Source organism: Thermostichus sp. MS-CIW-38 (assembly GCF_054058415.1).
Map to the genome: position 1 here is coordinate 44067 of NZ_JBSSAH010000010.1, position 26805 is coordinate 70871.

Annotated in this window: 31 protein-coding genes and 1 tRNA gene; 21 read left to right on the forward strand and 11 right to left on the reverse strand. The window is 59.1% G+C overall.

Annotated features, from left to right (window positions below):
• Positions 1 to 32: 32 nt before the first annotated feature.
• Both ACVWXZ_RS05615 and ACVWXZ_RS05620 read right to left on the reverse strand, forming a co-directional pair.
• On the reverse strand, positions 33 to 509 hold the full coding sequence (locus tag ACVWXZ_RS05615) for an urease accessory protein UreE (RefSeq protein ID WP_457403927.1): 477 nt from the start codon (positions 507 to 509) through the stop codon (positions 33 to 35).
• Complete coding sequence (locus tag ACVWXZ_RS05620) at positions 506 to 853, reverse strand: hypothetical protein (protein WP_457403925.1); 348 nt, start codon at positions 851 to 853, stop codon at positions 506 to 508. Before ACVWXZ_RS05620 ends, ACVWXZ_RS05615 begins: the two co-directional genes overlap by 4 nt.
• Before the next feature lie 42 nt (positions 854 to 895).
• Here ACVWXZ_RS05620 and ACVWXZ_RS05625 point away from each other — a divergent pair, with 42 nt between their 5' ends.
• The 3 genes from ACVWXZ_RS05625 to ACVWXZ_RS05635 all read left to right on the forward strand — a co-directional run bounded on the left by ACVWXZ_RS05625 (position 896) and on the right by ACVWXZ_RS05635 (position 3011).
• A complete protein-coding gene (locus tag ACVWXZ_RS05625; protein WP_011433607.1) occupies positions 896 to 1222 on the forward strand; it encodes a phasin family protein in 327 nt (108 codons plus the stop codon).
• Between the two features lie 107 nt (positions 1223 to 1329).
• The gene (gene leuD / locus ACVWXZ_RS05630) at positions 1330 to 1932 is read left to right on the forward strand and encodes a 3-isopropylmalate dehydratase small subunit (RefSeq protein ID WP_457403924.1); all 603 of its coding nucleotides are present in this window, start codon (positions 1330 to 1332) and stop codon (positions 1930 to 1932) included.
• Complete coding sequence (locus ACVWXZ_RS05635; RefSeq protein ID WP_457403922.1) at positions 1929 to 3011, forward strand: SAM-dependent methyltransferase; 1083 nt, start codon at positions 1929 to 1931, stop codon at positions 3009 to 3011. The genes leuD and ACVWXZ_RS05635 overlap by 4 nt, the downstream gene beginning before the upstream one ends.
• Here ACVWXZ_RS05635 and ACVWXZ_RS05640 read toward each other — a convergent pair.
• A complete protein-coding gene (locus ACVWXZ_RS05640; RefSeq protein WP_457403921.1) occupies positions 2987 to 3181 on the reverse strand; it encodes a hypothetical protein in 195 nt (64 codons plus the stop codon). The two genes, ACVWXZ_RS05635 and ACVWXZ_RS05640, sit on opposite strands and share 25 nt — an antisense overlap.
• A gap of 140 nt (positions 3182 to 3321) precedes the next feature.
• Here ACVWXZ_RS05640 and ACVWXZ_RS05645 point away from each other — a divergent pair, with 140 nt between their 5' ends.
• The 4 genes from ACVWXZ_RS05645 to ACVWXZ_RS05660 all read left to right on the forward strand — a co-directional run bounded on the left by ACVWXZ_RS05645 (position 3322) and on the right by ACVWXZ_RS05660 (position 5691).
• Entirely contained in the window at positions 3322 to 3561 is a 240-nt protein-coding gene (locus ACVWXZ_RS05645; protein ID WP_011433611.1) for a hypothetical protein, read from the forward strand.
• A 103-nt stretch (positions 3562 to 3664) separates the two neighbouring features.
• On the forward strand, positions 3665 to 4078 hold the full coding sequence (locus ACVWXZ_RS05650) for an NfeD family protein (protein WP_414346738.1): 414 nt from the start codon (positions 3665 to 3667) through the stop codon (positions 4076 to 4078).
• A gap of 98 nt (positions 4079 to 4176) precedes the next feature.
• Positions 4177 to 4250, forward strand: a tRNA-Pro gene (locus tag ACVWXZ_RS05655).
• A gap of 247 nt (positions 4251 to 4497) precedes the next feature.
• A complete protein-coding gene (locus tag ACVWXZ_RS05660) occupies positions 4498 to 5691 on the forward strand; it encodes an RNA-guided endonuclease InsQ/TnpB family protein (protein WP_457482267.1) in 1194 nt (397 codons plus the stop codon).
• Positions 5692 to 5709: 18 nt separating this feature from the next.
• Here the strand turns inward: ACVWXZ_RS05660 and ACVWXZ_RS05665 are convergent, their stop codons facing one another.
• From ACVWXZ_RS05665 to ACVWXZ_RS05675, 3 genes are all read right to left on the reverse strand, one after another.
• Entirely contained in the window at positions 5710 to 5943 is a 234-nt protein-coding gene (locus ACVWXZ_RS05665) for a hypothetical protein (RefSeq protein ID WP_457387631.1), read from the reverse strand.
• Between the two features lie 130 nt (positions 5944 to 6073).
• Positions 6074 to 7699 (reverse strand): TM0106 family RecB-like putative nuclease, encoded by a 1626-nt coding sequence (locus ACVWXZ_RS05670; RefSeq protein WP_457482268.1) that lies wholly within the window; start codon positions 7697 to 7699, stop codon positions 6074 to 6076.
• 60 nt (positions 7700 to 7759) lie between these two features.
• The gene (locus ACVWXZ_RS05675; RefSeq protein ID WP_457482269.1) at positions 7760 to 8038 is read right to left on the reverse strand and encodes a hypothetical protein; all 279 of its coding nucleotides are present in this window, start codon (positions 8036 to 8038) and stop codon (positions 7760 to 7762) included.
• A gap of 455 nt (positions 8039 to 8493) precedes the next feature.
• Between ACVWXZ_RS05675 and ACVWXZ_RS05680 the strand changes: the two genes are divergently transcribed.
• A complete protein-coding gene (locus ACVWXZ_RS05680; RefSeq protein ID WP_187147284.1) occupies positions 8494 to 9330 on the forward strand; it encodes an ABC transporter ATP-binding protein in 837 nt (278 codons plus the stop codon).
• A gap of 56 nt (positions 9331 to 9386) precedes the next feature.
• Here ACVWXZ_RS05680 and ACVWXZ_RS05685 read toward each other — a convergent pair whose 3' ends face one another.
• Positions 9387 to 10106, reverse strand: coding sequence for a response regulator transcription factor (locus ACVWXZ_RS05685; RefSeq protein ID WP_011433617.1), 720 nt, complete (start codon positions 10104 to 10106; stop codon positions 9387 to 9389).
• A gap of 341 nt (positions 10107 to 10447) precedes the next feature.
• Positions 10448 to 11665 carry an RNA-guided endonuclease InsQ/TnpB family protein gene (locus ACVWXZ_RS05690; RefSeq protein WP_457482270.1) on the reverse strand — a complete coding sequence of 406 codons (1218 nt, stop codon included), beginning with the start codon at positions 11663 to 11665 and terminating at the stop codon, positions 10448 to 10450.
• Positions 11666 to 11869: 204 nt separating this feature from the next.
• Here ACVWXZ_RS05690 and ACVWXZ_RS05695 point away from each other — a divergent pair, with 204 nt between their 5' ends.
• The 10 genes from ACVWXZ_RS05695 to ACVWXZ_RS05740 all read left to right on the forward strand — a co-directional run bounded on the left by ACVWXZ_RS05695 (position 11870) and on the right by ACVWXZ_RS05740 (position 20612).
• Complete coding sequence (locus ACVWXZ_RS05695; RefSeq protein ID WP_414342412.1) at positions 11870 to 12250, forward strand: hypothetical protein; 381 nt, start codon at positions 11870 to 11872, stop codon at positions 12248 to 12250.
• Positions 12251 to 12476: 226 nt separating this feature from the next.
• A complete protein-coding gene (locus ACVWXZ_RS05700; protein WP_457403591.1) occupies positions 12477 to 13247 on the forward strand; it encodes an SH3 domain-containing protein in 771 nt (256 codons plus the stop codon).
• A 319-nt stretch (positions 13248 to 13566) separates the two neighbouring features.
• Positions 13567 to 14034: a hypothetical protein gene (locus ACVWXZ_RS05705; protein ID WP_414388357.1), complete on the forward strand. Its 468-nt coding sequence runs from the start codon at positions 13567 to 13569 to the stop codon at positions 14032 to 14034.
• 8 nt (positions 14035 to 14042) lie between these two features.
• Positions 14043 to 14744, forward strand: coding sequence for a cobalt transporter CbiM (cbiM, locus tag ACVWXZ_RS05710; protein ID WP_457403592.1), 702 nt, complete (start codon positions 14043 to 14045; stop codon positions 14742 to 14744).
• Positions 14731 to 15561, forward strand: coding sequence for a cobalt ECF transporter T component CbiQ (gene cbiQ, locus ACVWXZ_RS05715; RefSeq protein WP_457403593.1), 831 nt, complete (start codon positions 14731 to 14733; stop codon positions 15559 to 15561). The genes cbiM and cbiQ overlap by 14 nt, the downstream gene beginning before the upstream one ends.
• Positions 15545 to 17029, forward strand: coding sequence for a 30S ribosomal protein S12 methylthiotransferase RimO (gene rimO / locus ACVWXZ_RS05720; protein ID WP_457441639.1), 1485 nt, complete (start codon positions 15545 to 15547; stop codon positions 17027 to 17029). The genes cbiQ and rimO overlap by 17 nt, the downstream gene beginning before the upstream one ends.
• 50 nt (positions 17030 to 17079) lie before the next feature.
• Positions 17080 to 17796 carry a ribose 5-phosphate isomerase A gene (gene rpiA / locus ACVWXZ_RS05725; RefSeq protein ID WP_457439546.1) on the forward strand — a complete coding sequence of 239 codons (717 nt, stop codon included), beginning with the start codon at positions 17080 to 17082 and terminating at the stop codon, positions 17794 to 17796.
• A gap of 284 nt (positions 17797 to 18080) precedes the next feature.
• The gene (locus ACVWXZ_RS05730; protein WP_457441638.1) at positions 18081 to 19418 is read left to right on the forward strand and encodes a UDP-N-acetylmuramoyl-tripeptide--D-alanyl-D-alanine ligase; all 1338 of its coding nucleotides are present in this window, start codon (positions 18081 to 18083) and stop codon (positions 19416 to 19418) included.
• Positions 19419 to 19525: 107 nt separating this feature from the next.
• A complete protein-coding gene (locus tag ACVWXZ_RS05735; protein ID WP_011433626.1) occupies positions 19526 to 19750 on the forward strand; it encodes a DUF3134 family protein in 225 nt (74 codons plus the stop codon).
• A 328-nt stretch (positions 19751 to 20078) separates the two neighbouring features.
• A complete protein-coding gene (locus ACVWXZ_RS05740) occupies positions 20079 to 20612 on the forward strand; it encodes a fasciclin domain-containing protein (protein ID WP_457398116.1) in 534 nt (177 codons plus the stop codon).
• A gap of 124 nt (positions 20613 to 20736) precedes the next feature.
• Here the strand turns inward: ACVWXZ_RS05740 and ACVWXZ_RS05745 are convergent, their stop codons facing one another.
• Entirely contained in the window at positions 20737 to 20979 is a 243-nt protein-coding gene (locus ACVWXZ_RS05745; RefSeq protein WP_011433628.1) for a hypothetical protein, read from the reverse strand.
• 188 nt (positions 20980 to 21167) lie between these two features.
• Here ACVWXZ_RS05745 and ACVWXZ_RS05750 point away from each other — a divergent pair, with 188 nt between their 5' ends.
• Both ACVWXZ_RS05750 and menD read left to right on the forward strand, forming a co-directional pair.
• Entirely contained in the window at positions 21168 to 22076 is a 909-nt protein-coding gene (locus tag ACVWXZ_RS05750; protein WP_148202746.1) for a cyanophycinase, read from the forward strand.
• Between the two features lie 10 nt (positions 22077 to 22086).
• Positions 22087 to 23907 carry a 2-succinyl-5-enolpyruvyl-6-hydroxy-3-cyclohexene-1-carboxylic-acid synthase gene (gene menD / locus ACVWXZ_RS05755; RefSeq protein ID WP_457403600.1) on the forward strand — a complete coding sequence of 607 codons (1821 nt, stop codon included), beginning with the start codon at positions 22087 to 22089 and terminating at the stop codon, positions 23905 to 23907.
• Here the strand turns inward: menD and miaA are convergent.
• Positions 23831 to 24844: a tRNA (adenosine(37)-N6)-dimethylallyltransferase MiaA gene (gene miaA / locus ACVWXZ_RS05760; RefSeq protein WP_457403602.1), complete on the reverse strand. Its 1014-nt coding sequence runs from the start codon at positions 24842 to 24844 to the stop codon at positions 23831 to 23833. The two genes, menD and miaA, sit on opposite strands and share 77 nt — an antisense overlap.
• A gap of 277 nt (positions 24845 to 25121) precedes the next feature.
• Here miaA and ACVWXZ_RS05765 point away from each other — a divergent pair, with 277 nt between their 5' ends.
• Positions 25122 to 25823 (forward strand): hypothetical protein, encoded by a 702-nt coding sequence (locus tag ACVWXZ_RS05765; protein ID WP_457482271.1) that lies wholly within the window; start codon positions 25122 to 25124, stop codon positions 25821 to 25823.
• A gap of 87 nt (positions 25824 to 25910) precedes the next feature.
• Here the strand turns inward: ACVWXZ_RS05765 and rpe are convergent, their stop codons facing one another.
• The gene (gene rpe / locus ACVWXZ_RS05770) at positions 25911 to 26621 is read right to left on the reverse strand and encodes a ribulose-phosphate 3-epimerase (RefSeq protein WP_414331302.1); all 711 of its coding nucleotides are present in this window, start codon (positions 26619 to 26621) and stop codon (positions 25911 to 25913) included.
• Between the last annotated feature and the right edge of the window lie 184 nt (positions 26622 to 26805).

The window sequence follows — 26805 nt, forward strand, 5'->3', positions numbered from 1 at the left end:
GAGGGACGGGTTTGCGCTCGCAAAGGCTCAGGTTAATGGCTGTGGGCCAACAGGTTGGGCTCGAAGACAGCCATCTCCAACCGAAACGGGATCCCCATGTGGGCCAGCCAGTCCTGCAGGGGATCATCGGCCAGCGCCAGGATCTGTCCTTGGAGGGAAACGTGGGCCGGGCGGTGCCAATTGCCCAGTTGATGAATCACCTGGCCCATCTGGATGGGGTTTTCAGGTTGAATCAAGAGCACCGGTTCGGGTTGGGCTCTGACCCGAATGTGTCGCTGCGCATCCGCATAGAGCAGATCCCCATCGTGAAGATGGGTGCCCCGAGGCAGCATCAACTGGATCTCGGTGCCCCGATCGCTCACCAGCCGTTGCCGGGATCGCTGGCGGTCGTGCCAAGTGAGGGCAACCACTTCCAATTGGCCGGGGATCCCCTCTGGCGGCTCGTCCAGCAGTTGCGTCACCGTAATGGCCGCGGGCTCCTCTCCCGCAGCATGGGCATCTTCGCTCATGTTAGGGACTCCAGATACTGGCTGAGGTCTTCTTGAAGGCGAGAGAACTCCACCTCAGTGGAAAAGCGCAGCCCTTCCGTTTTCACAGTAACCAAGACCTTGGCTGCGTGGGGGCCAGCCCAGATGTTGGGGTTGCAGAACATCTCCAAAGAGAAGTCGGCAGCAGAATGATGAAACTCAACCGGATCCTGAGGCTGCTGCCGGGAGCTGCCCGAGCGAACCTTGAGCCGCTCCAAGAGGATTTGCAGGGCCTTGTGCCATTGTTGTGCCACCTCTGGCGAAAGGGAGAAACTGGCCGAGCCGGTTGCGAAGTTGAGGGCAAACTGAGGAAAATGGGTAGTCATGGAGGCCCGTACCGTTCGCGAAGTGTCCTCTGGAGGGCAGCATTGGACAACAACAGTATCTTACGTCAGCTCTTGCTAATGGGCGTGGGCACAACCACTCTGCTGGCAGAACAGTTGAGAAAGGCTGCCGACGACTTGGTGCAGAAGGGGCAGCTCAACCCAGAAGAGGCATCCAATGTCATCAACAACCTGCTCAACCAGGTGAAGGCCGAGCAGAGTAACTTTGAATCCTACGTTCAGCGGCAGGTGCGCAACGTCCTGCAGGATCTGGGCGTGCCCCGCCAATCGGAAATGGACGAGCTGCGGGGGCGGCTGGATCGGCTGGAGCGGCAGGTGCGCAATTTGGAGAATCAGGTTTACCGCCGGTAGCCGAGCTGAGCCTTCCCCTTTTGCCGGCTTTCCTTTGCCGTTGGGCAGGGTTTTGCCGAACGTTGCGATACCCTGAAGTCCTCTCTGGGAGAATTCATCAAGTTCCCATGCCAAGCGAAGTTTTGACCATCACAGGCCGAGGGATCCCCCTGCTGGGCAACGACATCGACACCGATCGGATTATCCCGGCCCGCTTTTTGAAGTGCGTCACCTTCGACGGCTTGGGCCAGCACGTGTTTGCCGACGACCGCGCCCAGGATCCCGGCCAACACCCCTTCGATCAGCCTCAGTACCAGGGAGCCCAGATCCTCGTGGTCAATGCCAATTTTGGCTGTGGCTCCAGCCGGGAGCATGCCCCCCAAGCGCTGGCCAAATGGGGGATCCGCGCTCTCATCGGTGAAAGCTTTGCCGAGATTTTCTTCGGCAACTGCTTGGCCCTAGGGATCCCTTGTGTCACGGCACCCCCGGCTGTGATTCAAGCTCTGCAGAAGGCGGTGGCCGAGGATCCCCAGCTCCAGTTGACGCTGGATCTGCCCAACAAACAGGTGCGCTGGGAGGCAAATACCGCTGCTGTGGAGATCCCCCAGGGAGCCTGGCAAATGCTGGTGCAGGGCACCTGGGACGCCACAGGACAACTGCTGGCCGCCCAAGCCCAGATTCAGCAAGTAGCCGCTTCTTTACCCTACCTGCGTTGGCAGCGAGCCCGTTGAGCAATCCTCTCCCCCCTGATACCCATACATGGCTGGGCAGTGCTGACCCAGATTTTCTGGATTTGGCGATCCGGGAGATAGAAGCTGCGGATCCAGAGGCTGCCGTGCAGCGGCTAAAGGAAGCACCTGGCTTGGTGTGGGTATGCAGCCAACGCTCATTTGCTGACCTGGCTGAGGCTTGGCAAGCTGACCCGCCCATTTTTTTACGCCACATCTGCCCCATTCACCAAGAACGGCGGCTGGCCGAGGGATCCTTAGTTGAATTGCGCCTTGATGGGGAAATGTTGGCAGCCATTGACCCCGCCCTCAGCTTTTCGGTTCAGACGCGCCTGTTTGGAGAGCCGGCTCTCAAGCCCTTCCAGGTCAATGAAACCCTGGCCGAACAGGTGATGGCAGCGGTGGGATCCCCCCTGGAGGTCAAAGACCCACAGCAGGTAATCTCGGTGGTGATCCTGGCTCAACCGATGGGCATTCGCGCTTGGCTGGGCCTATCCTTGGCTGCCCAGAACCTCTCCAACTGGGCCGGTGGGATCCATCGCTTTCGGCGGGATCCAGAGCAGATCAGCCGCTCCGAGTTTAAGCTGCTGGAGGCCATCCAGGTGTTTCAGATTCCCTTGGTGCCGGGGGGACAGGCTCTGGATCTGGGGGCAGCACCGGGGGGATGGTCGCGCATTTTGCGCCTATATGGCCAGCAGGTCACGGCAGTGGATCCGGCGGACTTGGACGAGCGCCTCAGCCAAGATCCGGGGATCTGCCACCATCGCCTCAGCGCCCAAGCCTACTTGGCCCGTGGCCCAGGCCGGTTTCACCTGATCCTCAACGACATGCGCATGGATGGCCCGGCTTCCGCCCACCTGATGGTGGCTTTTGCTCCCCATCTGGAGCCACAGGGGAGAGCTGTGATGACCCTGAAGCTACCCCACCAACACCGCCTGCGGGTGCTGCGGCAAAGTCTGGAGATTTTGGGTAGTGCCTTCCCCCTGGTGAGAGCCCGCCACCTGTTTCACAATCGCAGCGAAGTCACCCTCTACTTGCAACAGGGGATCCCTGCCCCTCAATCTGCCGTTTCCACCACCTGAATCTCCCGACGGAGCACCATTTCGCGAATGGACTCCAGCAAGCCTATCTCTTCGGGGGAGATTTTGCCGTCGGCCCGGATGGCGTTGACGATTTGATCCACCTCTGTGCGGGTGAGCTTTTTGTCTTCCAGCGCTCGATCCACCAGCGCTTGCAATTGCGAAAACTCCATAAGGCTCCTCTGCGCTTGAACAGGTCTTGTCGCCTCATTTCCTCATCTAAGCTACCCGCGCTGCCCAAAATCTCCTGCAAGCGCAAGATTCTCTTCAGGTATCCTAAAGAAAACGTGAAACCCACCGAGAGGAAGACATCATGGCTGGCCCGGATCCCAGGAGCACTGCGCACGATTGCGCCACCCTCTGTCGAGATGGCTGTGTCTTGGGAGAGGACTGCCCCCACCGAGAGGCGGCTCGCCAAGCCGTGGCCTTTGTCATGAGCACCGACTGGGAGACCTTGATGCGGATTGCCGAATCCAAGAACCTGCCCAAAAGCTCCCCTCAGGAGGAGATGGATCCCCTGCAGTTTTTGGAGAACTACCGCTTGGGCGGGTAGGCCCCAACCAGTCTCCCTAAGGACAAGGGATCCCTGCTGAGGATCCAGGGGTTTTGAGCCATACTTTTGAGCCATACTGAGTTAGGTGGGATCCCTGGATTCTATGGTTTGGCCTTGGATCATCATTGGGTTAGTCCTCATTTCTGCCGAATTGTTTTTGCCAGAATTGGTTGCCGGCTCGGTGGGGCTGGCGGCGCTCTTGGCGGGGCTTTTGGCTTATTTGGGGCTGCCGATCTGGGTACAATTTGCCAGCTGGATTGGGGCATCGGTGGTGTTGATTATCCTCAGCCGCCGTCTGGTGCCCCATGGATCGGTTCAGGTAGAGGAATCTCGCGAGGCGCGGGCAATCACCCCCATTCCCCCAGGCGAACGGGGGCGGGTTTCTTATCTGGGTTCCACCTGGAACGCCAAGTGCAGCATTCCCAACCTGGAAATCCAAGCCGGGCAGGAGCTCTACGTGGTGGAGCGACAGGGGAATACCCTCATTGTCATGCCGGCCAAGATGCTCAAGTCCTGACCTGGACAAATGTTTGTTTCCCTTGTTGCCTTGAGCGAGGGATCCCTGCTTGGGTGTGCATCAGAGGCGGGGATCTGGCATAATCACAAAAGCTAAGCCGGGATGTAGCGCAGCTTGGTAGCGCATCTGCTTTGGGAGCAGAGGGCCGCAGGTTCAAATCCTGTCATCCCGATCCTGACTGCGACGGGAATTGAGCCGTTTACGCTATTGACCGAGAGTTTCCCACCTATCCAGAGCCCCGCAGCCAAAACCCGCATCTATCGGCAGGGGTGCAGTCTTTGTCTTGAAGGCGCAAGAAGCAAACTCTTCGATTCTTCGATGCCATGAAAGAAATGGGCGGATCAGCTAGAAATCGCAGGAGCCCCGCACTGTACCCGTAGGGTCAGTGCCGGGAGGAATGCGGAAGTTATGATAGAACCATGACCCAAGTCCTGACCGTATCCTGCAAGCTCAAGGTGTCCCCGTCGCAGGCCGCCAAATTGGACGCGACTTTGGAGGCTTTTGGCCAAGCCTTGAATTGGGTCAACCAGAACACGCCGGAGAAAGTCGCCAACGCCGTTAAGCTCCAGTCTCTGTGCTACCGCGAAATCCGTGCCCGGTTCGGCTTGTCCAGTAACTTGGCTCAGCAGGTCTGCAGGCGGCTGGCCGGCGCCCGTAAAGTTGCCCAACAGAAAAACCGCCCCGTCAAAGCGTTCAAAGGAGACTTCGCTACCTACGACGCTCGTATCTTTTCGTTCCGCGAGAAAGACTGGACGGTGTCGCTGACCACGGTGGAGGGTCGGGAGCGCTTTGAGCTGGCGATTGGCCGCTACCAGAGAGAACGGCTGGCGGGCTCCAATCCCAAATCTGCCACTCTGGTCAAGCGTAAAGACGGCTCCTACTCTATTCAGATCTGTGTGGAAGCGGAGCCATCCCCACCGCAACGCACGGGTAGAGTGCTGGGGGTGGACTTGGGAAGGACAGATATTGCCCATACGTCAGAGGGTGATAACTGGAATGGACAGCAGTTGAACCGAATCCGAGACCACTACTCCAAGCTGAGGGCGACACTCCAACGTAAAGCCAGTAAGGGCACACGCAGTTCGCGGCGCAGATGCCGTCAACTGCTGCAACGGCTGTCTGGCAAGGAGAGACGCTTTCAAACGTGGGTCAATCATCGCATCTCCAAAGCTATTGTCTCTAGGGCAAAAGCTACCAACAGCGCTATCGCCCTGGAAGACCTGACAGGGATCCGGAAAAGAGTCAATCAACAACCCCGCAGCAAAGCCGAGCGGCGCAGGGCCAACAGTTGGGCGTTCTACCAACTACGTCAATTTCTGGAATACAAGGCGAGGGTTGCAGGGGTTTCTCTGATTCTTGTGCCGCCTGCCTACACGTCGCAGACCTGCCACCGGTGTTTGCACATCCATCCCGATCCTGCGCAATCCTACCGCAGTGGTAAGTCGTTCAAGTGTGGGCACTGTGGATGGGAAGGGGATGCGGATTTGAATGGTGCGAATGTGATTGCGCTCTTGGGGGCTGCCGTAAACCAGCCTAGAGGTTCGGGCCTGTTTTGTTCTCTGGTAGAGCAGAGCAGGCTCAGGGCTACTGAAAGCCCGCTCCGTACCGCTTAGCGGTCGGAGCCGGGTAGTTTACGCAGCCAAGCGGGATCCCCCGTAGCCAGGCCAAGGAGAAGCAAGCACAAAAAAGGCAGGGTTAACCTGCCCCCGCCGAGAAGATCGAGAGTTGAGAGCTTGCTCTCGTTGTCGTAATCGTTGCATCAAGGCGCGGTTCCGTTTGTCCAGTTGGCGCTTGCGTGCCGATCCCCCACGACCGCGACGGTTTCTGCCCTGATGGCGAGGAGATTCATGAGATTTCAACAGCATGGGATTCCCCTGATAAACTAAACAGTCCTGCCTGATTCTAAACGAAACCTCAGCAACTGGCCACAAGACTGGCGGCGCAAGCTGCGGCATTTGCGGCTGGGGATAGGCCGTCTTTGTCAATTTATTCGCATCATTCGGCATGGAGGACTCCTTGGGACAGCCAGTCTTTTAGGCGGTGGGTAGCCCGGCAGTCATCCTCGTTGTAGATAAGCGAGTGCTCCAAATATCTGCGCTCCCGAGTTTCCAGCCATTGGCTATACCAGTAAATGGACTGGGCGCCATTGGCATCCGGCAGACGCCATTGAAACCCCAACCAGCGGGCGATGTTTTTCAGGGAATAGCTCTCAATCGGTAACACCACCGAGCGTTGCACCCAGGCCTGTAAATCCACAAAGCGCTGCAACAACTGCCGCAGCTGTCGGGGATCCGTGCGGTATTGCTCCCCCAGCCGTCGGCAGGTCTGCACTTCAAAGCCGTGAAAGTGGTAGATGGGAGCGTCAGGATAGCGTTGTGCCAGTTGCAAGAATTGCTCCCAAGCTTGCCTTTCTTCCCGCGGCTCGGCGGCCAGGCAACTGTGATAGCTCGCAACCTTTTTCCCCTCGGCTTGCTCCACCACCAGCAGGCCCAGCAGATAGGCGACGTTGTGGCGGGGATCCGCCTCGATATCGAAGTACAGCTCTACAGGTGTGGTGGGCAGGGTTTGCGGGGGGGATTGAATCCAGAGGGGCTGCCGGCTGAGGGTGGCGCGGGCTTGAAGCTGCAGTTGCAGGGCCACGCCGGATCCCAACTTGGGAATGGCTTGCAACCTATCCAACTGAGCGTTGGCCAGGGCTTCAATCGAGTGGATCCCCGCCTCTTGCAAAAGGGGATAGCGGGATCCCGTTACGCCCGGTAGCAGGCTGAGGGGTTGGGCGGTGGCGTTCAACTGCCGACAATGCTCCCGCCAGTGGCAAAGATGACAGCGGCTGCGGGCCATGAACACCTGCGGTGGTTCCGGCTGGCTGAGGGAGTGCAGATACTCCTGCAGCAATTGCCGCACCTGTGCTCGTCGGCGGCTCAGGTGGACGGGGTGCCACTTCCCATCTTTCAGGATCAAAATGCCCCGCTTGGGAACGTTTCCCTGCAGGGATCCGAGCAACTCTGCCTGCAAAGCCAGCAACAATTCGTATTCCGGTTTGGGGCGTTTGCCGATACGAATATGAACCGGCAAGTAAGAGGATCGGGCGGCGTGGCGACTTCTGCCAACGAGAGCGGGATCCCGAATCAGCAGATCCAGGGAGCTGCTCACCCAAACTGAACGTCCCTCTGGAACAGCTTCAGGCGGCAACGCAAGAGCGGGCACCATCTCGCAGTCTTCTGGGGCAGGGATGGGATCCCTTGGAGAGGAGGAGTGAGGGACAGGTTCAGAAGCAAGCTGCAACAGCTCTGCCTCAGCAGTACAGTTGAGATCTTCCTGCGGTTGCCAAAACAGCTCTGCGGCAATCCGTCCGCCGTAGATCCGCTCCGCCCCGTCGGCCATGGCTGCCAAGAGAGCTTCATTGCCCGGCGCAACCCGTTCTCCGGGGAATCGCTCAAACACAGCGGCTGCCAGGGCTTGGCGATCCCGCCGCCATTGCTCCAGCAGGTTGTCCGGCGGCAGCTTGGCCTCTTGAGGGCCAAAGCGATCCAGGTAAGGCAAGCGTCGGCAACGAAAGAAAGCAAGCAGCTCCTCAGCCTCAACAGAACCCTGTCCTGCTGCTGCAACCTGGCACTCCAACGGTGGAAAACCTCAGCTCTGCTGCCATTGTGGCACGCCCCCAGGTTGCCCTCTGATCCTTCAAGACTTGGGATCCTGAGCGGGCAGGAGATGGGCGATGATCCGCTCAATCGTCTCAGATTGGCGACGAGCTGTATCGGCTTGCTGTTGACATATTGCCTTTAACTCTCCCAGCCAAGTGCTCTGCTCCTGGGATATCAGCACCTGTTGTTGAACAACAGCTTTCAAATGGGTTAGGTCATCCTTGACGAAGCTGACGGTCTCGGCCAGGGTCAACACAGCCCCAACCAGGCGATCCAGCCGGAAGTCAATTTGGTCGAATCGGTCTTTGCTCTGCATTTTCCTTACATTGGCTAGTAGAGGTTATCGGTGGGCGCTGAAGGGAAGTCACTTCACCAAGAAAAAGCCCCAAGCCGAACAGTCAGCCCGCTCAAGCTTGTGTCTTTATTGTTACCCATACGTACAGATACAGCACTAGCTATTTAGTGCGACTTCCCCTATCTGCTGTACGATCACGCCCTGCCCTGCGGACGTAACTCACCCTTCAGGCGCAATGTATACTATTTTGCAGAGCTTGGAGAAAAACCACAGGGAACGAGATCACAGCCACGGAAGACTTGAAGGGATAGCATAAACTGCTGCCAAGGGCAGGGATCCCTGATAAGACCTGCAGCTTGCTGACACGGCTGGCGTATGCTGGAGAATAAAGATTTCTTTACACTTTACCGGAGCGGACTGTGACAGCTCTTTCGACGGCCCCAACCTTGCCCCAAACCAAGACGGCGGCAGTGGAAATGCAGGGGGTGTGGAAGCGCTTTGGGCAGCAGGTTGCCGTTCAAGATTTGAGCCTGCAGATCCCCCAGGGGGAAGTGTTTGCCCTGTTGGGGCCCAACGGCGCCGGCAAATCCACCACCATCCGCATGCTTACTAGCCTTACCCGACCCAGCCAGGGATCCATCCGGGTGGGGGGGTATGACGTGGTGCGGGATCCGGTGGCGGTGCGGCAGCAAATTGGCGTAGTTCTGCAGCCTATCACCCTAGAGGCAGAGCTGACCGTTTGGGAAAACCTGGAGTTCCACGGGCGTATGCACCACATCCCCAACCCAGAGCGGCAACGGCGCATCGATGAATGGCTGGAGTATGTGCGGCTGGCGGATCGCCGGCAAGACAAAGTGAAAACCCTCTCAGGGGGAATGAAACGACGCTTGCAGGTGGCCAGGGCGTTACTGCATCGCCCCCAGATTTTGTTTTTGGACGAGCCCACCGTCGGGTTGGATCCCCAGGCGCGGCGGCTGTTGTGGGAGATCTTGCGGGATCTCAATCGGCAGGGCATGACCTTGCTGATTACCACCCACTACATGGAGGAGGCAGAAGAGCTGTGCGACCGCATCGGCATCATGGATGGGGGAAGGTTAATCGAGTTGGGCAGCACCGAGCAACTGCGGGCCAAGTATGGAGAGGCCCTGCTGGTGCGATCCTGTCCTGGCCGGGAGGTGGAGTACACCTTTTTCCCCAGCTTGGCGGAAGCTCAGCGGCAGTTGGAAGCTGAACCTGACAAAACCGGCCTCATGGTGCGCCCGGCCAACTTAGAAGACATTTTTGTGCGTTTGACAGGCCGCCGCTTGGATTAACGGGCCCTCACCCCTGGCCCCTCTCCCAACGTGAAGAGGGGAGAGTTATTTGGGGGTTAAGGTTTTTCCTCTCCCCATCCCTCCTTCGGAGCGGGGGGCTCAAACTTGTAGCCAACTCCACGCACGGTGCGGATCAACTCCGGTTGGCTGGTATCAGTCTCTAGTTTCTTGCGAATTTGGCCGATGTGGACATCGACCACCCGTTCATCTCCCTCGTGGTTAAAATCCCACACCTCTTGAATCAGCTCAGCCCGTCGCCAAACCCGCCCCGGATGTCGAGCCATAGCATAGAGCAAATCGAACTCCAGTGCTGTTAAGTTGATCAGGCGCTGCTCGCGGATGACTGCTCGGGTTTCCGGGTCGATTACCAAAGAGGCAAAGGTCAAGACCGGTGCGCTGGCAACTTCGGTCTTCATGCGTTGCCGCCGCAGAATGGCTTGCACTCGCGCCTGTAACTCCGGCAGGCTGAAGGGCTTGGTCAGGTAGTCATCTGCCCCCAACTGGAATCCGTGCAACTTATCAGCAGGGCTGACGCGGCTGGTCAACATCAACACGTACACGCCGGTCTCTTTTTGCATTTGCTGGCAGAGATCGTAGCCGCTCACATCCGGCAAGTTCAGATCCAAAATCACCAAGGCCGGCTGAAAAGCGCGCAACTGCTGTAAGCCCTCGGCCCCCGTCATCGCCACCTCAACCGAATACCCCTGGCGCTGCAAGTACCGCTGCAGTAGAGCACAAATGCTGGGATCATCATCGATGATGAGGATGCGTGACATGGCAGCTTGGCACTCTCGAAGTCAGCAGGAGACAAGGTTGCAGGGCGTTGGGGTGTGGGGATCCCTTCGGCAGTCCATAGGCAACCATCACATAGAGGCAATAGGCCCTCAGCTCGCCAGGTGGGAGGGGAAAAAGAGCCTTATCAACAGGGCAGGCTTGACCCCAACCTCGGCTGGAAAGGGCAACAAACGCAGGTGATTCATGAGTTATTGAACACCTAAATCTTATTTCAAGTCTTTACGTGTGGGGTCGCGCGGGGAGTTTATCCTTGCCGAGGCCGCCCTCCTGTGCGTAAATCAACGGAGGCTTATCCGAGAATCTTGGGCATTATCTTAGTAAACTACCCGACCCTGACTACTTCGCAGTACAGGGCGGGCTTTCGGTAGCCCTGCAGTTGGCAAGCCAACCACGGACCTCTAGGCTGGTTTACGGCAGCCCCAAGTTTAGCAATCATGTTGGCTCCATTCCAGTCCGCATCCCCTTCCCATCCACAGTGCCCACACTTAAACTGCTTCCCATTGCGGTAGGATTGCGCAGGGTCGGGATGGATGTGCAAACACCGGTGGCAGGTCTGCGACGTGTAGGCAGGCGGAACCAGCACCACAGGTACTCCGGCAATGGCAGCCTTGTAGACCACGAACATCCTAAGCTGGTAGAACGCCCAGTTATTGGTTCTGCGGCGCTCAGCTTTGCTGCGTGGCTGTTGATTGACCCTTTCCCGAATCCCTGTCAAGTCTTCCAGAGCAAGAGCGCTGTTTGTCGCCTTTGCCCTAGAGACAATAGCTTTGGAGATGCGATGATTGACCCACGCCTGAAAGCGCCTCTCCTTGCCAGACAGCCGTTGCAACAGTTCTCTGCATCTGCGCCGCGAACTGCGGGTGCCCTTACTGGCTTTGCGTTGAAGTACCGCCCTCAGCTTGGAGTAGTGGTCTCGGATTCGGTTCAACTGCTGTCCATTCCAGTTATCCCCTTCTGACGTATGAGCAATATCCGTCCTTCCCAAATCCACGCCCAGCACTCTATCCGTGCGTTGCGGTGGGGATGGCTCCGCTTCCACACAGATCTGAATAGAGTAGGAACCGTCTTTGCGCTTGACCAGAGTGGCAGATTTGGGATTGGAGCCCGCCAGCCGTTCTCTCTGGTAGCGGCCAATCGCCAGCTCAAAGCGCTCTCGACCCCCAACGGTGGTCAGCGACACCGTCCAGTCTTTCTCGCGAAACGAAAAGATACGGGCATCGTAGGTCGCAAAGCCTCTCTTGAACGCTTTGACCGGACGGTTTTTCTGTCGGGCAACTCTACGGGCACCGGCCAGCCGTCTGCAGACCTGCTGGTCGCGTAAGCGGGACGTAGTCCTTGCCAAGTTACTGGACAAGCCAAACCGAGCGCGAATCTGGTAATAGCAAAGGGACTGGAGTTTGACTGCGTTGACTACTTTTTCTGGTGTGTTTTGGTTGACCCAGTTCAACGCCTGCACAAAGGCATCCATTGTCGCATCCAACTTTGCGGCTTGCGACTGGGACACCTTGAGCTTGCAGGAAACGGTCAGGACTTGGGTCATGGTTCTATCATAACTTCCGCATTCCTCCCGACACTGACCCTACGGGTACAGTGCGGGGCTCCTGCGATTTCTAGCTGAGTTGCCTGAATGGCAGAGGAAATCCGTCAAGCAGATCCTTGCACCTGGAGTTAATCTGGAAGCCGTGGCGCTTCCGTTCCTGTCTCGAGGTCTGGCCTTAGTGTGGGCGGTTTATCCCGGAGGCTTATGTACACCAATCCCGATGAAGTCTTCCGCAAAGATGTCTGGTTGGCCCTCTTCACGTGGGGGATCCTAGAGTTGGCTTGTTTCGTGATTATCCCCTTTACCGGAGCCTACGCATTCTCGCAAGTGGAGGCTTGGCTGTGGCCCTCTTTGGTTTTGGGGCCGGTGGGGGCGGTGGTGGTGGCTTTTTGTTCTAAAGTGGTGCTGGCTGCCAACAACATCCCGGATCCCAGGAGAAAACAAGCCCAGCGGCAAGTGGCTCAGGTGGTCAGTCTTTTTGGCTTTCTGGGCTTGGCATTGCCCCTCCTTCTGGCAGGATGGGTATTTGGCCGAGAGATTTTGACGACCGACTGGCAGAATAAGTTCACCAACACCAATAAGTAGAAGCTAATCTCCGACGCCCTTGCCCTCTGGGGTCGCGTCGCCCCGTCAGCGTTGCGGTTCCTCTGCACAGGCCTAGCAAGAGCGCTGCGGAACACGATACATTGGGATGCAATCACGTCAACGTTGCGCAGCAGTCGTGCTCTGGCTTTCGTAAATCCCCGGTTTTGACGGGGATCCCATCTTCTCTGGGGATTCTTGCCTGCAGCATTGCGGGAAGGTATTTCGGATGGCTAACTACCCGATGCGAGGCCGTTCTTCTCCTGCTTCTGGCGGTTTTCCCTTGGGCACCTTGGTGGTGGTGAGTGTCTCGGTTGGGGCTCTGGCCGCCTTGGCTTGGCAGTTGTGGCAGCTCGTCGCCCCCATGTTGGCCCCCCCTGCCCCGCCTCAATTTCCGCAGGCGGTGCGCTTGGATCCCTTGCCCCGCCCAGCCAGTTTTCCCTCTCCCCCCTCTGGCCCTGCTGCAGGCACTGTTGACCCTGAGGGATTTCCCCCCGGCAGCCGTGGGCGGGTGATCGAGCCCATTGGCCTGGCCATCCGCAGCCAACCTTCTGCCGATGGAGCCTACCAAGGGGGAATTGTGGTGGGGGAAACGGTGACGGTGTTGGAGTACAGCGCCGATGGTCGTTGGCAACGGGTGCGGCGGGAGTTGAATGGACAAGAGGGCTGGGTGCGCGCCGGCAATTTGGGCCCTGTGGATGGTGTTTCAGCCTCAACTTCTCCAGCTCCCACGGTTGAACCCAACCCTGAATCAACTCCTTTGCCGACTCGACCCCCCACGGCAGCAGTGGTTTCCCCAGGTGAGCGGGGACGGGTGATCGAGCCCATTGGCCTGGCGCTGCGGGCCACTCCAGAGCGGGAGGGAACCTACATTGGTGGTGTGCCCATGAACGAGGTGGTGACGGTGCTGGGCCTCAGCGAAGATGGTCGTTGGCAGCGCATCCGCCGTCAGAATGGGCAGGAAGGTTGGGTGCGGGCGGGGAATCTGGCGCAGGAGTAGCCATACAGATGCCCCGGTGGGGGATTGTGACGACCGGGAAGGCTGTGTTTCGGTAGAACAGTACCGATGCCAAGCTATGCTGGGGCTGCAGCTTGTTTACGCGACCGTGCTGGCAGCGCGGAGCAATGGTGAAGTGCGTCGGGGGATCTGCTTTCAGTGCTAGGAGGGCAGAGTTCTTGCCTCTGATCTCCTGGAGATCAAGCAGTTGCTGACCCCATCTTCGCCGCCCATGGACAGACCAAGACCCTGGATCCTTTCTCGTTCTTGCTTGCTACTGCTTCTTGGCTTGCTTGAGCCTGCTCCGGCTTGGGCCCATGGGGTGGAAGCCTCTCTTCGGGCTGTTCCCGCTTTTGAGATCGAGGCCCGCTACGATTCTGGGGAACCGATGGGATCCGCCCGGGTGACGGTATTTGCGCCGACGGATCCCACTACCCCTTGGCAGGAGGGACAGACGGATGCGCGGGGACGATTTCTGCTGCAGCCGGATCCCAACCTGACGGGCCTCTGGCAGGTGCGGATTCGCCAGGCGGGGCATGGGGTGTTGGTCAACGTGCCGGTGGGCGAGGAGTTCCCTCAGACAGAAGGGATCCCCAGCGCTTCCCCACCCTTTGGGCCTTTGCAGCGGGGGGTTATGGCCGCCTGTGTCATTTGGGGCTGTCTGGGCACAGCTCTGTTCTTCTCCAGGCCCCGTCAATCTGGTTACGCAGCGGTGGAGAGCCCACCGGTTTCGGGATCTCCAGGGTCAGGAATCTCAGGCTCCCAGGCTGGCTCCTCTGCTCTGGAGTAGGACTGACCATGCACATCAGCGATGGCATTTTGCCAGCACCGCTTTGGCTAGGGGGTTATGGCATCACCGCCCTGATCACCAGCTACAGCTTGCGGCTTCTCCGTCGCGCCGGCGTTGCCGAGCAATGTCCTTGGTGGGAACGGGATCCCCGCCATATTGCTACGCAACGCTGTCGCGACCAGTTGCCCAAGGCGGCTCTGTTCACGGCTGTCTTTTTTGTGGCCTCTTCGATTCACCTGCCCTTTCCCCCGGCCAGCCTGCATCTGGTGCTGAACGGGTTGATGGGTCTGATGTTGGGGGCTTTGGCCTATCCGGCCATTGTGGTGGGCTTGTTTTTTCAGGCGGTGGCCTTTGGCCATGGGGGCCTGACCACATTGGGCATCAACGCCGCCATTATGGGGATCCCGGCGCTCCTGGCCGGTGGGATTTTTCGGGCAGGCCGTCGGGTGATGGGGGCCGGAGTGTCTGCCTTCTTGGCGGGAGCGGTTGGGGTGGGTCTAGCAGTGCTGTTGTTTTACGGGGTGGTCATGGCTGCTGTGGTTGACGCTGGCAGCGGGATCCTCTCCACAGAAGCCGGTCGTCTGGCTCTTGGGAGCTTGGTGGTGGCCCACATCCCCCTGATGGTGGTGGAGGGGTTGTTCGCCAGTTGGGTGGTGCTGTTTTTGCAGCGGGTACAACCGGCGCTGCTGGGAGAGTATGGCAAGAGATGAAGCCGGCTCAGGGATCCCTTGCTGCTGGCGCGGTCAACAATCCCATCCTCACCCCTCCAAACCCCTTTCCTGGCTGCACCGGTGGCAACCTCTGCCCAAGGTGCTGGGCCTGATGGCGCTGATGGCGGCTTTCGCCTCGGTGAGGTGCCTGGCCCTCTTGCCGCTTATCTGGGCGCTGGTGGCTGGACTGTGGAGCCTGTCGGGATTGCCTTGGAGCCTCGGGCTGAGGCGGCTGGCAGCCCCAGGGCTGTTGGTGGCAGGGTTGATGGGGATCCTTCCCTTCTGGGCGGGGGAAACCATCCTGTGGCGCTGGGGATCCCTGGCTCTGCGTTGGGAGGGGCTGCAGATGGCGCTTCGCATTGGGGGGAGAGGGCTGGCCCTATTTGCCCTCACGATGCTGCTGCTGGAGACCACCCCCACATCGGAACTGTTGGCAGCGTTGCGACAACTGGGGATCCCAGACCTCCTGCTGGAACTGGCCTGGCTCACCCAGCGCTATTTGCAGGAGGTAGCCGCTCAGTGGCAGCAGATGCAACGGGCAGCCCGGCTGAGGGGTTGGCGACCGCGGGGATCCCTGTGGCGTCCTGGGCCGGCTTTGAGGCAAGACCTACCCTTCCTGGCTGCTTCGGTGGGCACCCTGTTGGTGCGCAGCTACGAGCGCTCCGAGCGCACCTATCAGGCGCTGCGACTGCGGGGCTACGGACGGGCACCTCTGTTTTCGACGGCGGCTGGCGGGGATCCCTGGAGCTGGGCGGCCACCGCGTTGGCCGTGGCTACGGCTCTATTGCTCCGCAACGCTGATGCGGCCCTCAACTAGAATAGATAAGCCTCTGGCAAGCTGCCCCCTTTTTGATGCTCAGTCCATGAATGGGTTAGAAGCGACCGTCTCCAGTTTCCCATCCGTTAAGGACTCCGTCCCGCTTACGCGAACAGCGGTGCAGCGTACAAAGGCGTCGGTTGCCGTTTTACACCTGGGCTGTGAGAAAAACCGGGTGGACACCGAGCACATGCTGGGCCTGCTGGCCCAAGCGGGCTACCGGGTGGATGGGGACGAAGAGAGTGCTGACTATGTGATCGTCAATACCTGTAGCTTCATCGAGGCAGCGCGGCGGGAGTCGGTCAGCACCCTGATGGAGTTGGCAGTACAGGGCAAGAAAATCGTTATTGCCGGCTGCTTGGCGCAACACTTCCAAGAGGAGCTGCTGCAGGAGATCCCGGAGGCGGTGGCTATCGTGGGTACCGGCGACTACCACCAGATCGTCCAGGTGATCGAGCGGGCGGAGCGGGGAGAGCGGGTCAATGCCGTTACTTCCAGCTTGGATTACATTGCCGACGAGACCGTACCTCGCTATCGCACCACCCATGCGCCTGTGGCCTACCTGCGGGTAGCCGAGGGCTGTGATTACCGCTGCTCCTTCTGCATCATTCCCCACTTGCGGGGCAACCAACGCTCCCGCTCCATCGAGTCCATCCTCCGGGAAGCAGAACAGCTGGCCGAAGAGGGGGTGCAGGAGCTGATTTTAATTTCCCAGATCACCACCCACTACGGGATCGATCTCTACGGGGAGCCGCGGCTGGCAGATCTCATTCGCGCCCTGGGCAAGATCCCCATCCCCTGGATCCGCATGCTCTACGCCTACCCCACCGGCATCACGCCTGCAGTGGTGGAGGCCATCCAAGAAACTCCCAATTTCTTGCCTTACCTGGATTTGCCCCTACAGCACAGCCATCCGCAGATCCTCAAGGCCATGAATCGCCCCTGGCAAGGGCAGGTCAACGACCGGGTGATCGAGCGGCTGCGCCAGGCGTTGCCCAATGCCGTGCTGCGCACCAGCTTTATCGTCGGCTTTCCTGGGGAGACGGAGGAGCACTTCCAGCATCTACTAGACTTTGTCCAGCGCCATCAGTTTGACCATGTGGGGGTGTTTACCTTTTCTCCCGAAGAGGGCACCCCTGCCTACCACCTCCCCCATCAGGTTCCAGAGGCTGTCAAACAAGAGCGCCGCGCCCGTCTAATGCAACTGCAGCAAGGCATTGCCTTCCGCCGCAACCGCGAGCAGGTGGGCCGAGTGGTACCTGTACTTTTGGAGCAGGAAAACCCCAGAACCGGCGAGTGGATTGGCCGCTCCCCTCGCTTTGCCCCCGAAGTGGACGGGGTGGTGTACGTGCGTGGGGAGGGCTCTCTGGGATCCCTGGTGCCGGTGCAGATCACCCGCGCTGAGCCCTATGATCTCTTTGGCCAAGTGGTGGCAGCGCCGGAGGGTTTTAGCTGGAGCGGGCGGTAGCGGTGCAAAGCACTTTGGTAGGATCTTCATCCACGGGAGAGGAGCTGGGAATGACTACCCTTGGCGGCAGCGGGACCGAGTCTTTAGATGAGCTGAAACAGGCGGCAGCCCGGGCTGCAGTTCAAAAGGTGCAGTCGGGAATGGTGGTGGGGCTGGGCACGGGATCCACAGCCGCCTTTGCTGTCAGCGCCCTAGCAGAGCGGATGCAAACCGAAGGTCTCCAGATTATCGGCGTGCCCACCTCCGAGCGCACGGCTGAACAGGCCCGCTCCCTGGGGATCCCGCTGGCTACCCTAGAAGAGCAGCCGCGCCTGGATCTGGCCATCGATGGGGCCGACGAGATTGAAGTGGGATCCCTGAACCTGATCAAAGGGGCAGGAGGGGCCCTGTTGCGGGAAAAATTGGTGGAGGCCAGCGCTGCCGAGCTGATCATCATCGCCGATGCCTCTAAAAAAGTCCCGCAGTTGGGCATTCGCTTCCCGGTGCCGGTAGAGGTGGTGCGCTTTGGCTGGAAAACCACCTTGGCGCGGGTAGAGGCTCTGGGGTGCACAGCCACCTTACGGCGGAATGCCAACGGGGATCCCTACTTGACGGACGAGCAGCACTACATCCTCGACTGCCAATTCGGCCCCATGGCGGATCCTGCCAAGATCGCCGATCAACTCAAGGGGACGGTGGGGGTTGTGGAACATGGCCTGTTCATCGGCATGGCCAAAGAGGCAATCATCGCCCTCCCGACTGGGATCGAAACGCTGCAACCCAGCTGACAACTTCCTATACCCAGTCGTGTATTGGCGTTGCCCAGGAACTGGGTTTACAGCTTTTTCCGACTTCATGGGAGTTCCGTAGCCAAGCGGGAGCCTTCCCACGCAAGAGATTGATTGACACTGGCTGTGGTAAACAACGCTGAAAAAAGCTGTACAGCTATCCCCAACTCCCCTCTCCCCCTGGAGAGGGGCTGGGGGTGAGGGGGAGCGCTTGGGAAATGTCTCAATCGGGTCTGAAATGACCATAGACGAAGAGGCTGTAGGCGAATTGGAGTTTCTGCCCGATGCTGACCTTACGAACTGTGGCTGACCTGCTGCAAACTCCCCTGCAGGGGGATCCCCATTTGTTGGGTCTTCCCGTCCAAGCCATTTGCACCGACAGCCGCCAATTGCAGCCGGGGTCAGTCTTTGTGGCGCTGCGGGGGGAGCGGTTTGATGGACACAACTTCATTCCACAAGCTTTGGCAAGGGGGGCCGTTGCCGTCATCAGCCAGCGTCCGGTGGCTGGGCCCCATTTTCAAGTCTCAGATACCCTAGCTGCCTACCAGCGCATTGCCAGAGGCTGGCGGGAGCAGTTTCCCCCCTCCGTAGTAGCCATCACGGGTTCAGCAGGCAAAACCACCACCAAGGAAATGCTGGCGGCTGCCCTATCCCGCTACGGCACAGTTCTCAAAAGTGAGGCCAACCACAACAACGACATCGGGGTTGCTCAAACCCTGCTCCAGATGCAACCGGAGCATCAGTTTGTGGTTCTGGAAATGGCCATGCGCGGCCCCGGAGAAATTCGCCGCCTGGCTCAGATGGCTCAGCCCACCCACGCCTTGATCACCCATATTGGCACCGCCCACATCGGCAGACTGGGATCCCGCGCGGCCATTGCTGCTGCCAAGTGCGAGCTGCTGCAGGAGCTAGGGCAGGGGGTGGCTCTGCTGAATGGAGAAGATCCCTTGCTGTTGTCTACCGCCGCCAGCCTGTGGTCGGGACAAACCCTTACCTATGGTCTGGATCGGGGGGACTTACGGGGAGAATGGGATCCCCAAGCCCAAACGGTAACTGTGGAGGGCCTAACGCTGCCGGTGCCCTTGCCGGGAAGGCATCATGCCCTCAACTGGATGGGGGTGCTGGCTGCTCTGTGCAGCTTGGGGCTGGATTGGGAGCGGCTCCGAGAACCCATTGCTTTGCCTACTCCTCTGGAGGGGCGCAACCGCCATCTCAAGCTGGCAGGAGATGTGGAAATCTGGGACGAAACCTACAACGCCTCGCCGGAAGCGATGATTGCGGCTCTGCACCTATTGGCTCAAACCCCGGGGAAACGGCGCTGGGCCATTCTCGGCCCGATGCGGGAATTGGGAGAGCATGCACCTCAGCTCTATGCGGAGGTGGGTCGGGCGGCTGCCCCTTTGGGGCTGGATCGGGTCTTGCTCTTGGATCCCGAAGGAGAAATGCAACCGCTGCTCGACCAAAAACCGGCAGCCCAGGCAGAACGCTGCGAGGAGGTATCCGAACTGCTGGAAATCTTGCTGCATCAGGTACAAGCTGGGGATCGGCTGCTGTTCAAGGCAGCGCGAGCTGTTGAGCTGGATCGGGTGCTGCGCCGCTTTTTGCAGGAGTGGCAGGCATAGGCTAAACTGAGGGATATATCGATGGAAAGCCCGCGTCCCTCGGTTGAGAGGAGATCAATCCAAGCCGAGTTCATTCCTCGTCGATAACTGCCCTTTTTCCGTACGGCATGTACTACCACAATCCCTCTCTGCGCGAAGAGCCCCGCGATCAGCCGCCAACGGTGGTGCCCTCTCCTAGCAGCCTCTCCATTCTTGACTGGTTGCGCAAAGAGGGCCGGTTGATCGAGCAGCCCATTGAGGTCCCTGAGATGATTTTGGAAGAAGACATCGACGATATCGACGATTTGATCGGGGACGACTACGACGAAGACTTCGAGCCCGAAGAAGAATAGCTGCAGTTGTTGAATGCCTCTTCACCCCCTTTGCCCGGCACAGCAAAGCTGCCGGCTCTTGCAACGAAAATGTAAATTAAATAAATGTAATAGATTTCTCGGCTTGAAAGGATCCCTTTTCAGGTCGTTGTGGTTGGCTGGCAAACGTACCGGAGTTGTTGTTGCAAATCTAAAAGCAGTGGAGCATAATCCCAAAATCCTTGCGTAGATTACGTTTCGCACGTTGAGAGTATCTTTTTCCAAGATTTTTTTGATTTTTAGGAACTCGAACAGGCTCCCCTACGTCTCTAAGGAATGTAAACCTAATCTTTACGAAGGGTTACAGCATATGATTCGCAATCTCTTCACTCTCTCTTTGGCCGTTGCCTCGGCCACCACGTTGGTTGCAGCCCCTATGGTCAATGCCAGCAGCCAGGGCGCGACTTCTGAAAGCGTGAAAACCGCTGCTGCTAGTAGAACCATTGTGGATGTTGCTGCTGAGGCCGGCTCTTTCACCACCCTGATCCAAGCTTTGGAGGCTGCCGACTTGGTGGAAGTGCTTTCTGGGGAAGGCCCCTTCACCGTCTTTGCTCCCACCGATGAGGCTTTTGCAGCTCTGCCGGAAGGCACTTTGGAGGAGTTGCTCTTGCCGGAAAACCGTGAGCGATTGATCCAAATCCTCACCTACCACGTGGTGCCCGGCAAAGTTCTCTCCACCTCTTTGGAAGCTGGGGAAGTGGTTACGGTCGAGGGATCCCCTGTGGAAATCTCTTTGGCTGATGGTGTCAAGGTCAACGATGCCAATGTGGTAACAGCCGACATTGAAGCTTCCAACGGTGTCATCCACGTGATCGACAAGGTGATCTTGCCTCCACAAGGGTGACCTACCAACGCCATGGATTCTAGGCCCTTCAGGGTCTAGCCCTCTGGCAGCCCCTGCTCTGGTGGCGGGGGTTTCGTGTTGGGATCCCCAGCTATTCCGTTCTTTGGGCAAGGGATCCCCAATTTCATAGGTCGATGCCAACGCTGGAAGCGTAGATTGCCTCCACCGACACGCCGGACACCCGTTGAGGACGCACGATCATGTACTCATTGTCCATTTGCTTGGGCAAGGTGATGAACTCTTCGCCGCCCACCATGAGGTTGTTGATCAGCTCGGTGTATTCTCTGGCTTCTTTGACCCGTACCTGCATGGTTTGTCCACCTTCCAGCATGATGTGGACAAGATATCCGTCAGGTTTTCTGGCCATGGATGCTCCTGCTGGGTGAACCGAAGGACGAGACGAGGGGTGTTCTTATGAACATTATTCCCCCTTTCGAGACCCCTAACCAACCCCTGACTCTTCCGTGAAATCTGGAATTGAGCTGCGCCAAACCGAATTCCAAGCCGTAGCATAGTGAAAGTGAAATGTGCCCATTTTAATCTTCCTCGCGCTCCATGCCCCATTTGCCTGATGTTTCTGCTGCCCACCGTGAGCTGGAGTGGAACGGAGTTCCTTCCACGCCGACAAACGACGCCCAACCCCTGAGCCGCTCTACCGTGAAGGATCCCATCACCGCCCGTTCCGACATCATCGCCGTCGGGGGAGCAGAGGATAAGGAAAATGAGCGCCACATCCTTTGGGAGTTCTTCCGCCGAGCGGGGGGAAAGTCTGCCCACATCACCATCGTGCCCGCGGCTTCTGGGATCCCGGCGGTGCTGGGGGAGATCTACGCCAACATTTTTCAGCAGATGGGGGCAGCCAGCCTCCAAGTTCTGGATATCCGCAGCCCGATGGAGGCAAGGGATCCCGATAACGTCGAGAAAATTCGCTTCTCCACCGGCATCTACTTCACGGGTGGGGATCAGGAGCGGCTGGCAGAGGTGCTGGCCCACAGCGAGCTGATGGAGGCCATTCGACAGCAGTGGCAGCGGGGGCAGACGGTGATTGCCGGAACCAGCGCCGGAGCTTCTGCGTTGGGGCAGCAGATGATCTCCCGCGGCTACAGCGGAGAACCGCCCACGCCGGCAATTGTAACGGTGAAGACGGGCTTGGGCCTTTTGCCTCGCGTCATCATCGATCAACATTTCCATCAGCGCAATCGCCTGGTGCGGCTGGTTACGGCGGTGGCCCACTACCCCCAATGTCTGGGCATCGGCATTGATGAGAATACGGCGGTGGTGATCCAGGCCGACGATGTGATGGAGGTGATCGGCTTGGGCACAGTGACAATTGTGGACGGGACGCAACTGTACTCGACCGTTCAGGAGGCGGCGGCGGATGAGTATTTTCGGCTGCACAATGCCCGCATTCACTTTTTGCCGCCGGGATCCCGATTCGATCTCAACACCTTGTCTCCACTCTGACTGCTGAAATGTGACCGGTGAAAACTTTGTCCTGCCGAGGCGGCTGGACTGGCGCAACCTCAACACCCTCTGGGGATCCCTATTGGCCGAAACCTTGAGTCGGCTGGGTTGCCGTTTGGCGGTGGTGTGTCCGGGATCCCGCTCAGCACCCCTGACCTACGCGCTGGCCCAGCACCCCGACATCGAGGCAATTCCCGTGCTGGATGAGCGGTCGGCAGCCTTTTTTGCTCTGGGGTTGGCCCAGCAAACCCGGCAGCCCATCCCCCTGGTGTGTACTTCTGGCAGTGCTGCCGCCCACTTTTTCCCGGCTCTCCTTGAGGCAGCCGAAAGTGGCTTTCCCCTGTTGATCCTGACGGCGGATCGGCCTCCAGAGCTGCGCCACTGTCGCGCCGGCCAAGCAATTGACCAAGTGAAGCTCTACGGCCATTACCCCAACTGGCAGGCGGAATTGGCCGTGCCCAGCGCGGCTCCAGAAGCCCTGGCCTACCTGCGCCAAACCCTAGTGCACGCCTGGGAGCGCACCCTTTACCCCTTCCCCGGCCCTGTGCATTTGAATGTGCCCTTCCGGGATCCCCTGGCTCCCATTGCTGACGGCAGCACTGCGCCTTTGATTCATTTGCAGGAAGATCCGGAGTTTGAGAAGACCTTTTTTCGTGGAGTTGTTCCGCCATGCACCGGCTCTTCCTTCCAGGCGGTGCGGAGCCCTCTGCAGACGGAGACAGCTTCTTTTTGGCAGGAGTGGCGCGGCTGTGAGCGGGGGGTGATCTTGGCGGGGCCGGCTCAACCGCTGGATCCCCAGCGCTATGTGGAGGCAGTGGCCCGTTTGGCGACGGCTTTGGGCTGGCCGGTGCTGGCGGAGGGGCTTTCTCCCCTGCGGAACTACGCTTCCCTCAACCCCTATCTCATCACCACCTACGACCTCATCCTGCAGCGGGATGATCCCCAGCTTTGGCCGCAGCAAGTCATCCAACTGGGATCCCTGCCCACCAGCAAAGCGCTGCGGCAAACCCTGGCCAAGGTTGCTCCCCGCGTTTGGCGGTTGGATCCCCGCCCTGAGAATGGGGATCCCCTGCACAACCCCACCACCCACTTGCCTTTCGCCGTAGAGGAGTGGGTCGCCGGGATCCCGGAAGCGCCGGCCAAGCGAACAACTTTTCTGCAGGGCTGGCTGACAGCGGAAGCGCAAATCCGTGCTGCCCTAGACCAGGCCATGACTGACCTATCGGAGTGGTTTGAAGGCAAGGTTGCCTGGTGGCTGGCCCACCACTTGCCCCCAGAGACTCCGCTGTTTATTGCCAACAGCACGCCGGTGCGGGATGTGGAGTGGTTTTGGCCCCCCAACGACCGCCGCATCCGGCCCTACTTCAACCGCGGCACCAACGGCATCGATGGCCTTCTCTCTACCGCCTTCGGGGTGGCCCACCGGCAGCGCCCGACGGTGTTGCTAACCGGGGATCTGGCCTTTTTGCACGACTGCGGCGGCCTGCGGCTTGGCCCTCACCTGCAGGGATCCCTGACCATTCTCCTCATCAACAACCAGGGGGGTGGGATTTTCGAGCTGCTGCCCATTGCTGAAGTGGGCCGTCAAGGGCCAGATCCGCCCTTTGAGCCCTACTTTGCTACTCCCCAGTCGGTGGATCTTGCCCTCCTCTGCCAAGCCCACGGCATTCCCCACCGGCGGGTGGAAAGCTGGCAGGAGCTGGCCCAAGCTTTGGATCCCTTACCTGCCCAACGGGTGCGGGTGTTGGAGATCCTTACGGATCGAAAAGCCGATGCTCAGCGGCGGCGGGACTGGTTTCAACAGTGGTCGGAGCTGCCATCCAAGCCTTGACCTGCTTCCAGATCTGCTCCGGCAAATCCTCAGCTTCGCAGTCCAGCCACTGGATCCCTGGCAGGGCCCGGAACCAGGTCATCTGCCGCTTGGCAAATTGGCGGGTGCGCCGCACAATCAGGGGCTGCAGCTCGGCTTCCGGGATCCGCCCCTCCAGGTAAGCGCCGATCTCCGCATAGCCCAAGGTCTGCAAGAGGGGTAAGTCTGGCCCGTAGCGCTCCCGCAGGGTTTTCACCTCCTCGATCCACCCCCGCTCCATCATCTCTGCCGTGCGCCGGGCAATGCGTTGTTCCAAACGGGGCATTGGGCAGCGCAGCCCCAGGATCAAGATGGGGTAGTGGGGGGGATGGGCCTGCCGTAGGCTGGAAGCCGGCTTCCCGGTGGTGTAAACGATCTCCAAAGCACGCAGCGTGCGCACTGCGTCATGGGGATGAATGTGCTGGGCGGCAACGGGATCCAACTGCTGCAGCCAGGCGTAGCGGATCTCAGGGGGCCAAGTTTCCAGTTGTGTTCTCAGTTGGGGCTGCGGAGGTACCGCAGGGATCCCTAGGCCAGCAGTCACCGATTGGATGTAGAGACCGGTGCCCCCCACCAAGATGGGAGTCTGTCCCTGCCGATGGGCCTCGGCGATGCGGGTTTGGGCCGCCTGTTGGAACTCGGCCACCGTGTAGGTGTGGCGGGGATCCACAAAGTCAATCAGCTCGTGGGGCCAGAGAGCCCGCTCAGCAGGGGTAGGCTTGGCTGTGCCGATGTCGAACTCGCGGTAGACCTGGCGAGAGTCCGCATTCAACAACGGGGATCCCAGCCGTTGGGCCAAAAGCAGTGCCTGTCGAGATTTCCCGGTGGCCGTGGGGCCGGCAATGACGATCAATCCCGGCCATTCTGTCCGGTCGGAAGCTGCTGCAGCGGGAATGCCATTCTCGAGGGTAATGCGCATTCGCTACCCAAACCATCGGCAGGGCAGACTGGCAAGCAACTTTCCTCAGAGACCAGATTAAGATTCTCGAAGAACCTTGTCTCTTTGGGTTAGGATCGGTTACCTGCTACCCTGCTTTTTTGCTGTGCTGATCTCATCCTACATTCCTGCTTCGACGGTTTTGAGGGTCAATGGGCCACAGCCGCAGCCAGTGGCGCAGTTTTTACCTCTCCGGCTAGAGTTGTTCGCAAGGCGCGGCCTCAGCCAGATTGGACGGGCAATTGGAACAGGGTTGCTGATGGCTATGCTCATAGGTGTCCCTTGCTCGGCGCTGGGGGAAACCTTGGTGCTCAAGCAGGGAGAAGTGCGCACTCTGCCCCTGTTGCAAACCCGGGCCCGGCTGCCCTTGCAAATGGAAATGCTCTATCTGGGCATGGTCGAGGAGCGCTTCTTGAGCTACGCCCGGGCCAACAACTGGGAGACCCTTTCTAGCGAGCGGGAGGATCCCCGCTGGAGCCGCTGGCAACTGCGCCCTGGGGGTGAAGCCCTTTACCTGCCCGATTCCCCTTCATCTCAGAACTCCTTGGAGCCCCCCATCTACGCCCGTGGGTTTTATGTGCAAGCCTATTTTGTCGGCGGGCGCCTGGCGGGAATGCACCTGATTCGCAACCCCGAAGAGCCGGGCTTCAACCTGAAGGCCCTGCAAAGGCTTATCCGCGCCTGGTTTCCCGATAATCGCCTGATGTTGCATTACCAAATACTGCCAGAGGATCCCGAGCAGCAGGTGCTGGGCGCCTATTTGGGCACCATTCCTCCTCCCTACCTTGCCGATATTCAGCGCAATCGCGTGCCTTTTTGTCAGACTTTTCTCAGCCCCACTTCGCCCCAGCCGATCATCCCCCCCTCCGTCGATGTGCCTCCCCATTGCCTGGGCACAACTGCCGTCAACAGCGGGACGGGGCCTTACGCTGCCCAGAAAGGGGCTGCTGCTTTGCGCTAAAGGCACGTGAGGAGTTGGCTCAGCGCAGCGCTGGGGTCAAGCCGGATTTCAGTAAGGGAGCAGTTTCCTTCAAAATGAACTGTCACCTTAAACTGTCACCAGCTCGGGACGGCGGCTGTTGCGAATGCTGCGAATGGCTTCTGCATAGTCTTTGGCCTTGAACACTGCCGAACCGGCCACAATGGCATTGGCTCCTGCCTCGATCACCTGCCAAGCGTTGCTTCCCTTCAAGCCACCATCCACCTCGATCCAGGGATCCAGGCCCCGCTCATCGCACATGGCCCGCAACTGGCGAATTTTGGGCACCACTGCCGGAATGAAGCTTTGCCCGCCAAATCCGGGGTTGACGCTCATGATCAGCACCAGATCCACCAGCTCCAGCACGTATTGGATCAGCTCCAGGGGGCTGGCCGGATTGAGCACCACGCCCGCTTGCTTGCCCAGATCCTTGATTTGGCTGAGGGTGCGATGCAGGTGGATGGTGGAGCTGGACTCTGCGTGCACGGAAATGATATCGGCCCCTGCTTTGGCAAAATCCGCCACATAGTTCTCCGGCTCTACAATCATCAGGTGGACGTCCAGGGGCTTGGCCGTCACCGGGCGCAGGGCTTCCACCACCAACGGGCCGATGGTGATATTGGGCACAAAGCGGCCATCCATCACATCCACATGGATCCAGTCGGCCCCCGCCTCATCCACTGCCCGTACTTCCTCCCCCAACCGGCTGAAATCGGCTGAAAGGATGGAAGGGGCGATGACAATCGGCTTTTGCCCAGAGGTCGCTGACGGCTGCACCATGGTGAGTCCTGGGGATTGAAAACAGAGAAACGGAGAAACCTGCTCCTCTATGGTACGGGGTTTGATCCCCTTTGCAAAGCGTCATATCCCCTGATACATTTACGCTGAACACTGCTGAACATCACTGTTCAACTATGCAGCGATAGCATTCTGTTTGTTTCCAAACAGAATGGCGGTATCCCGC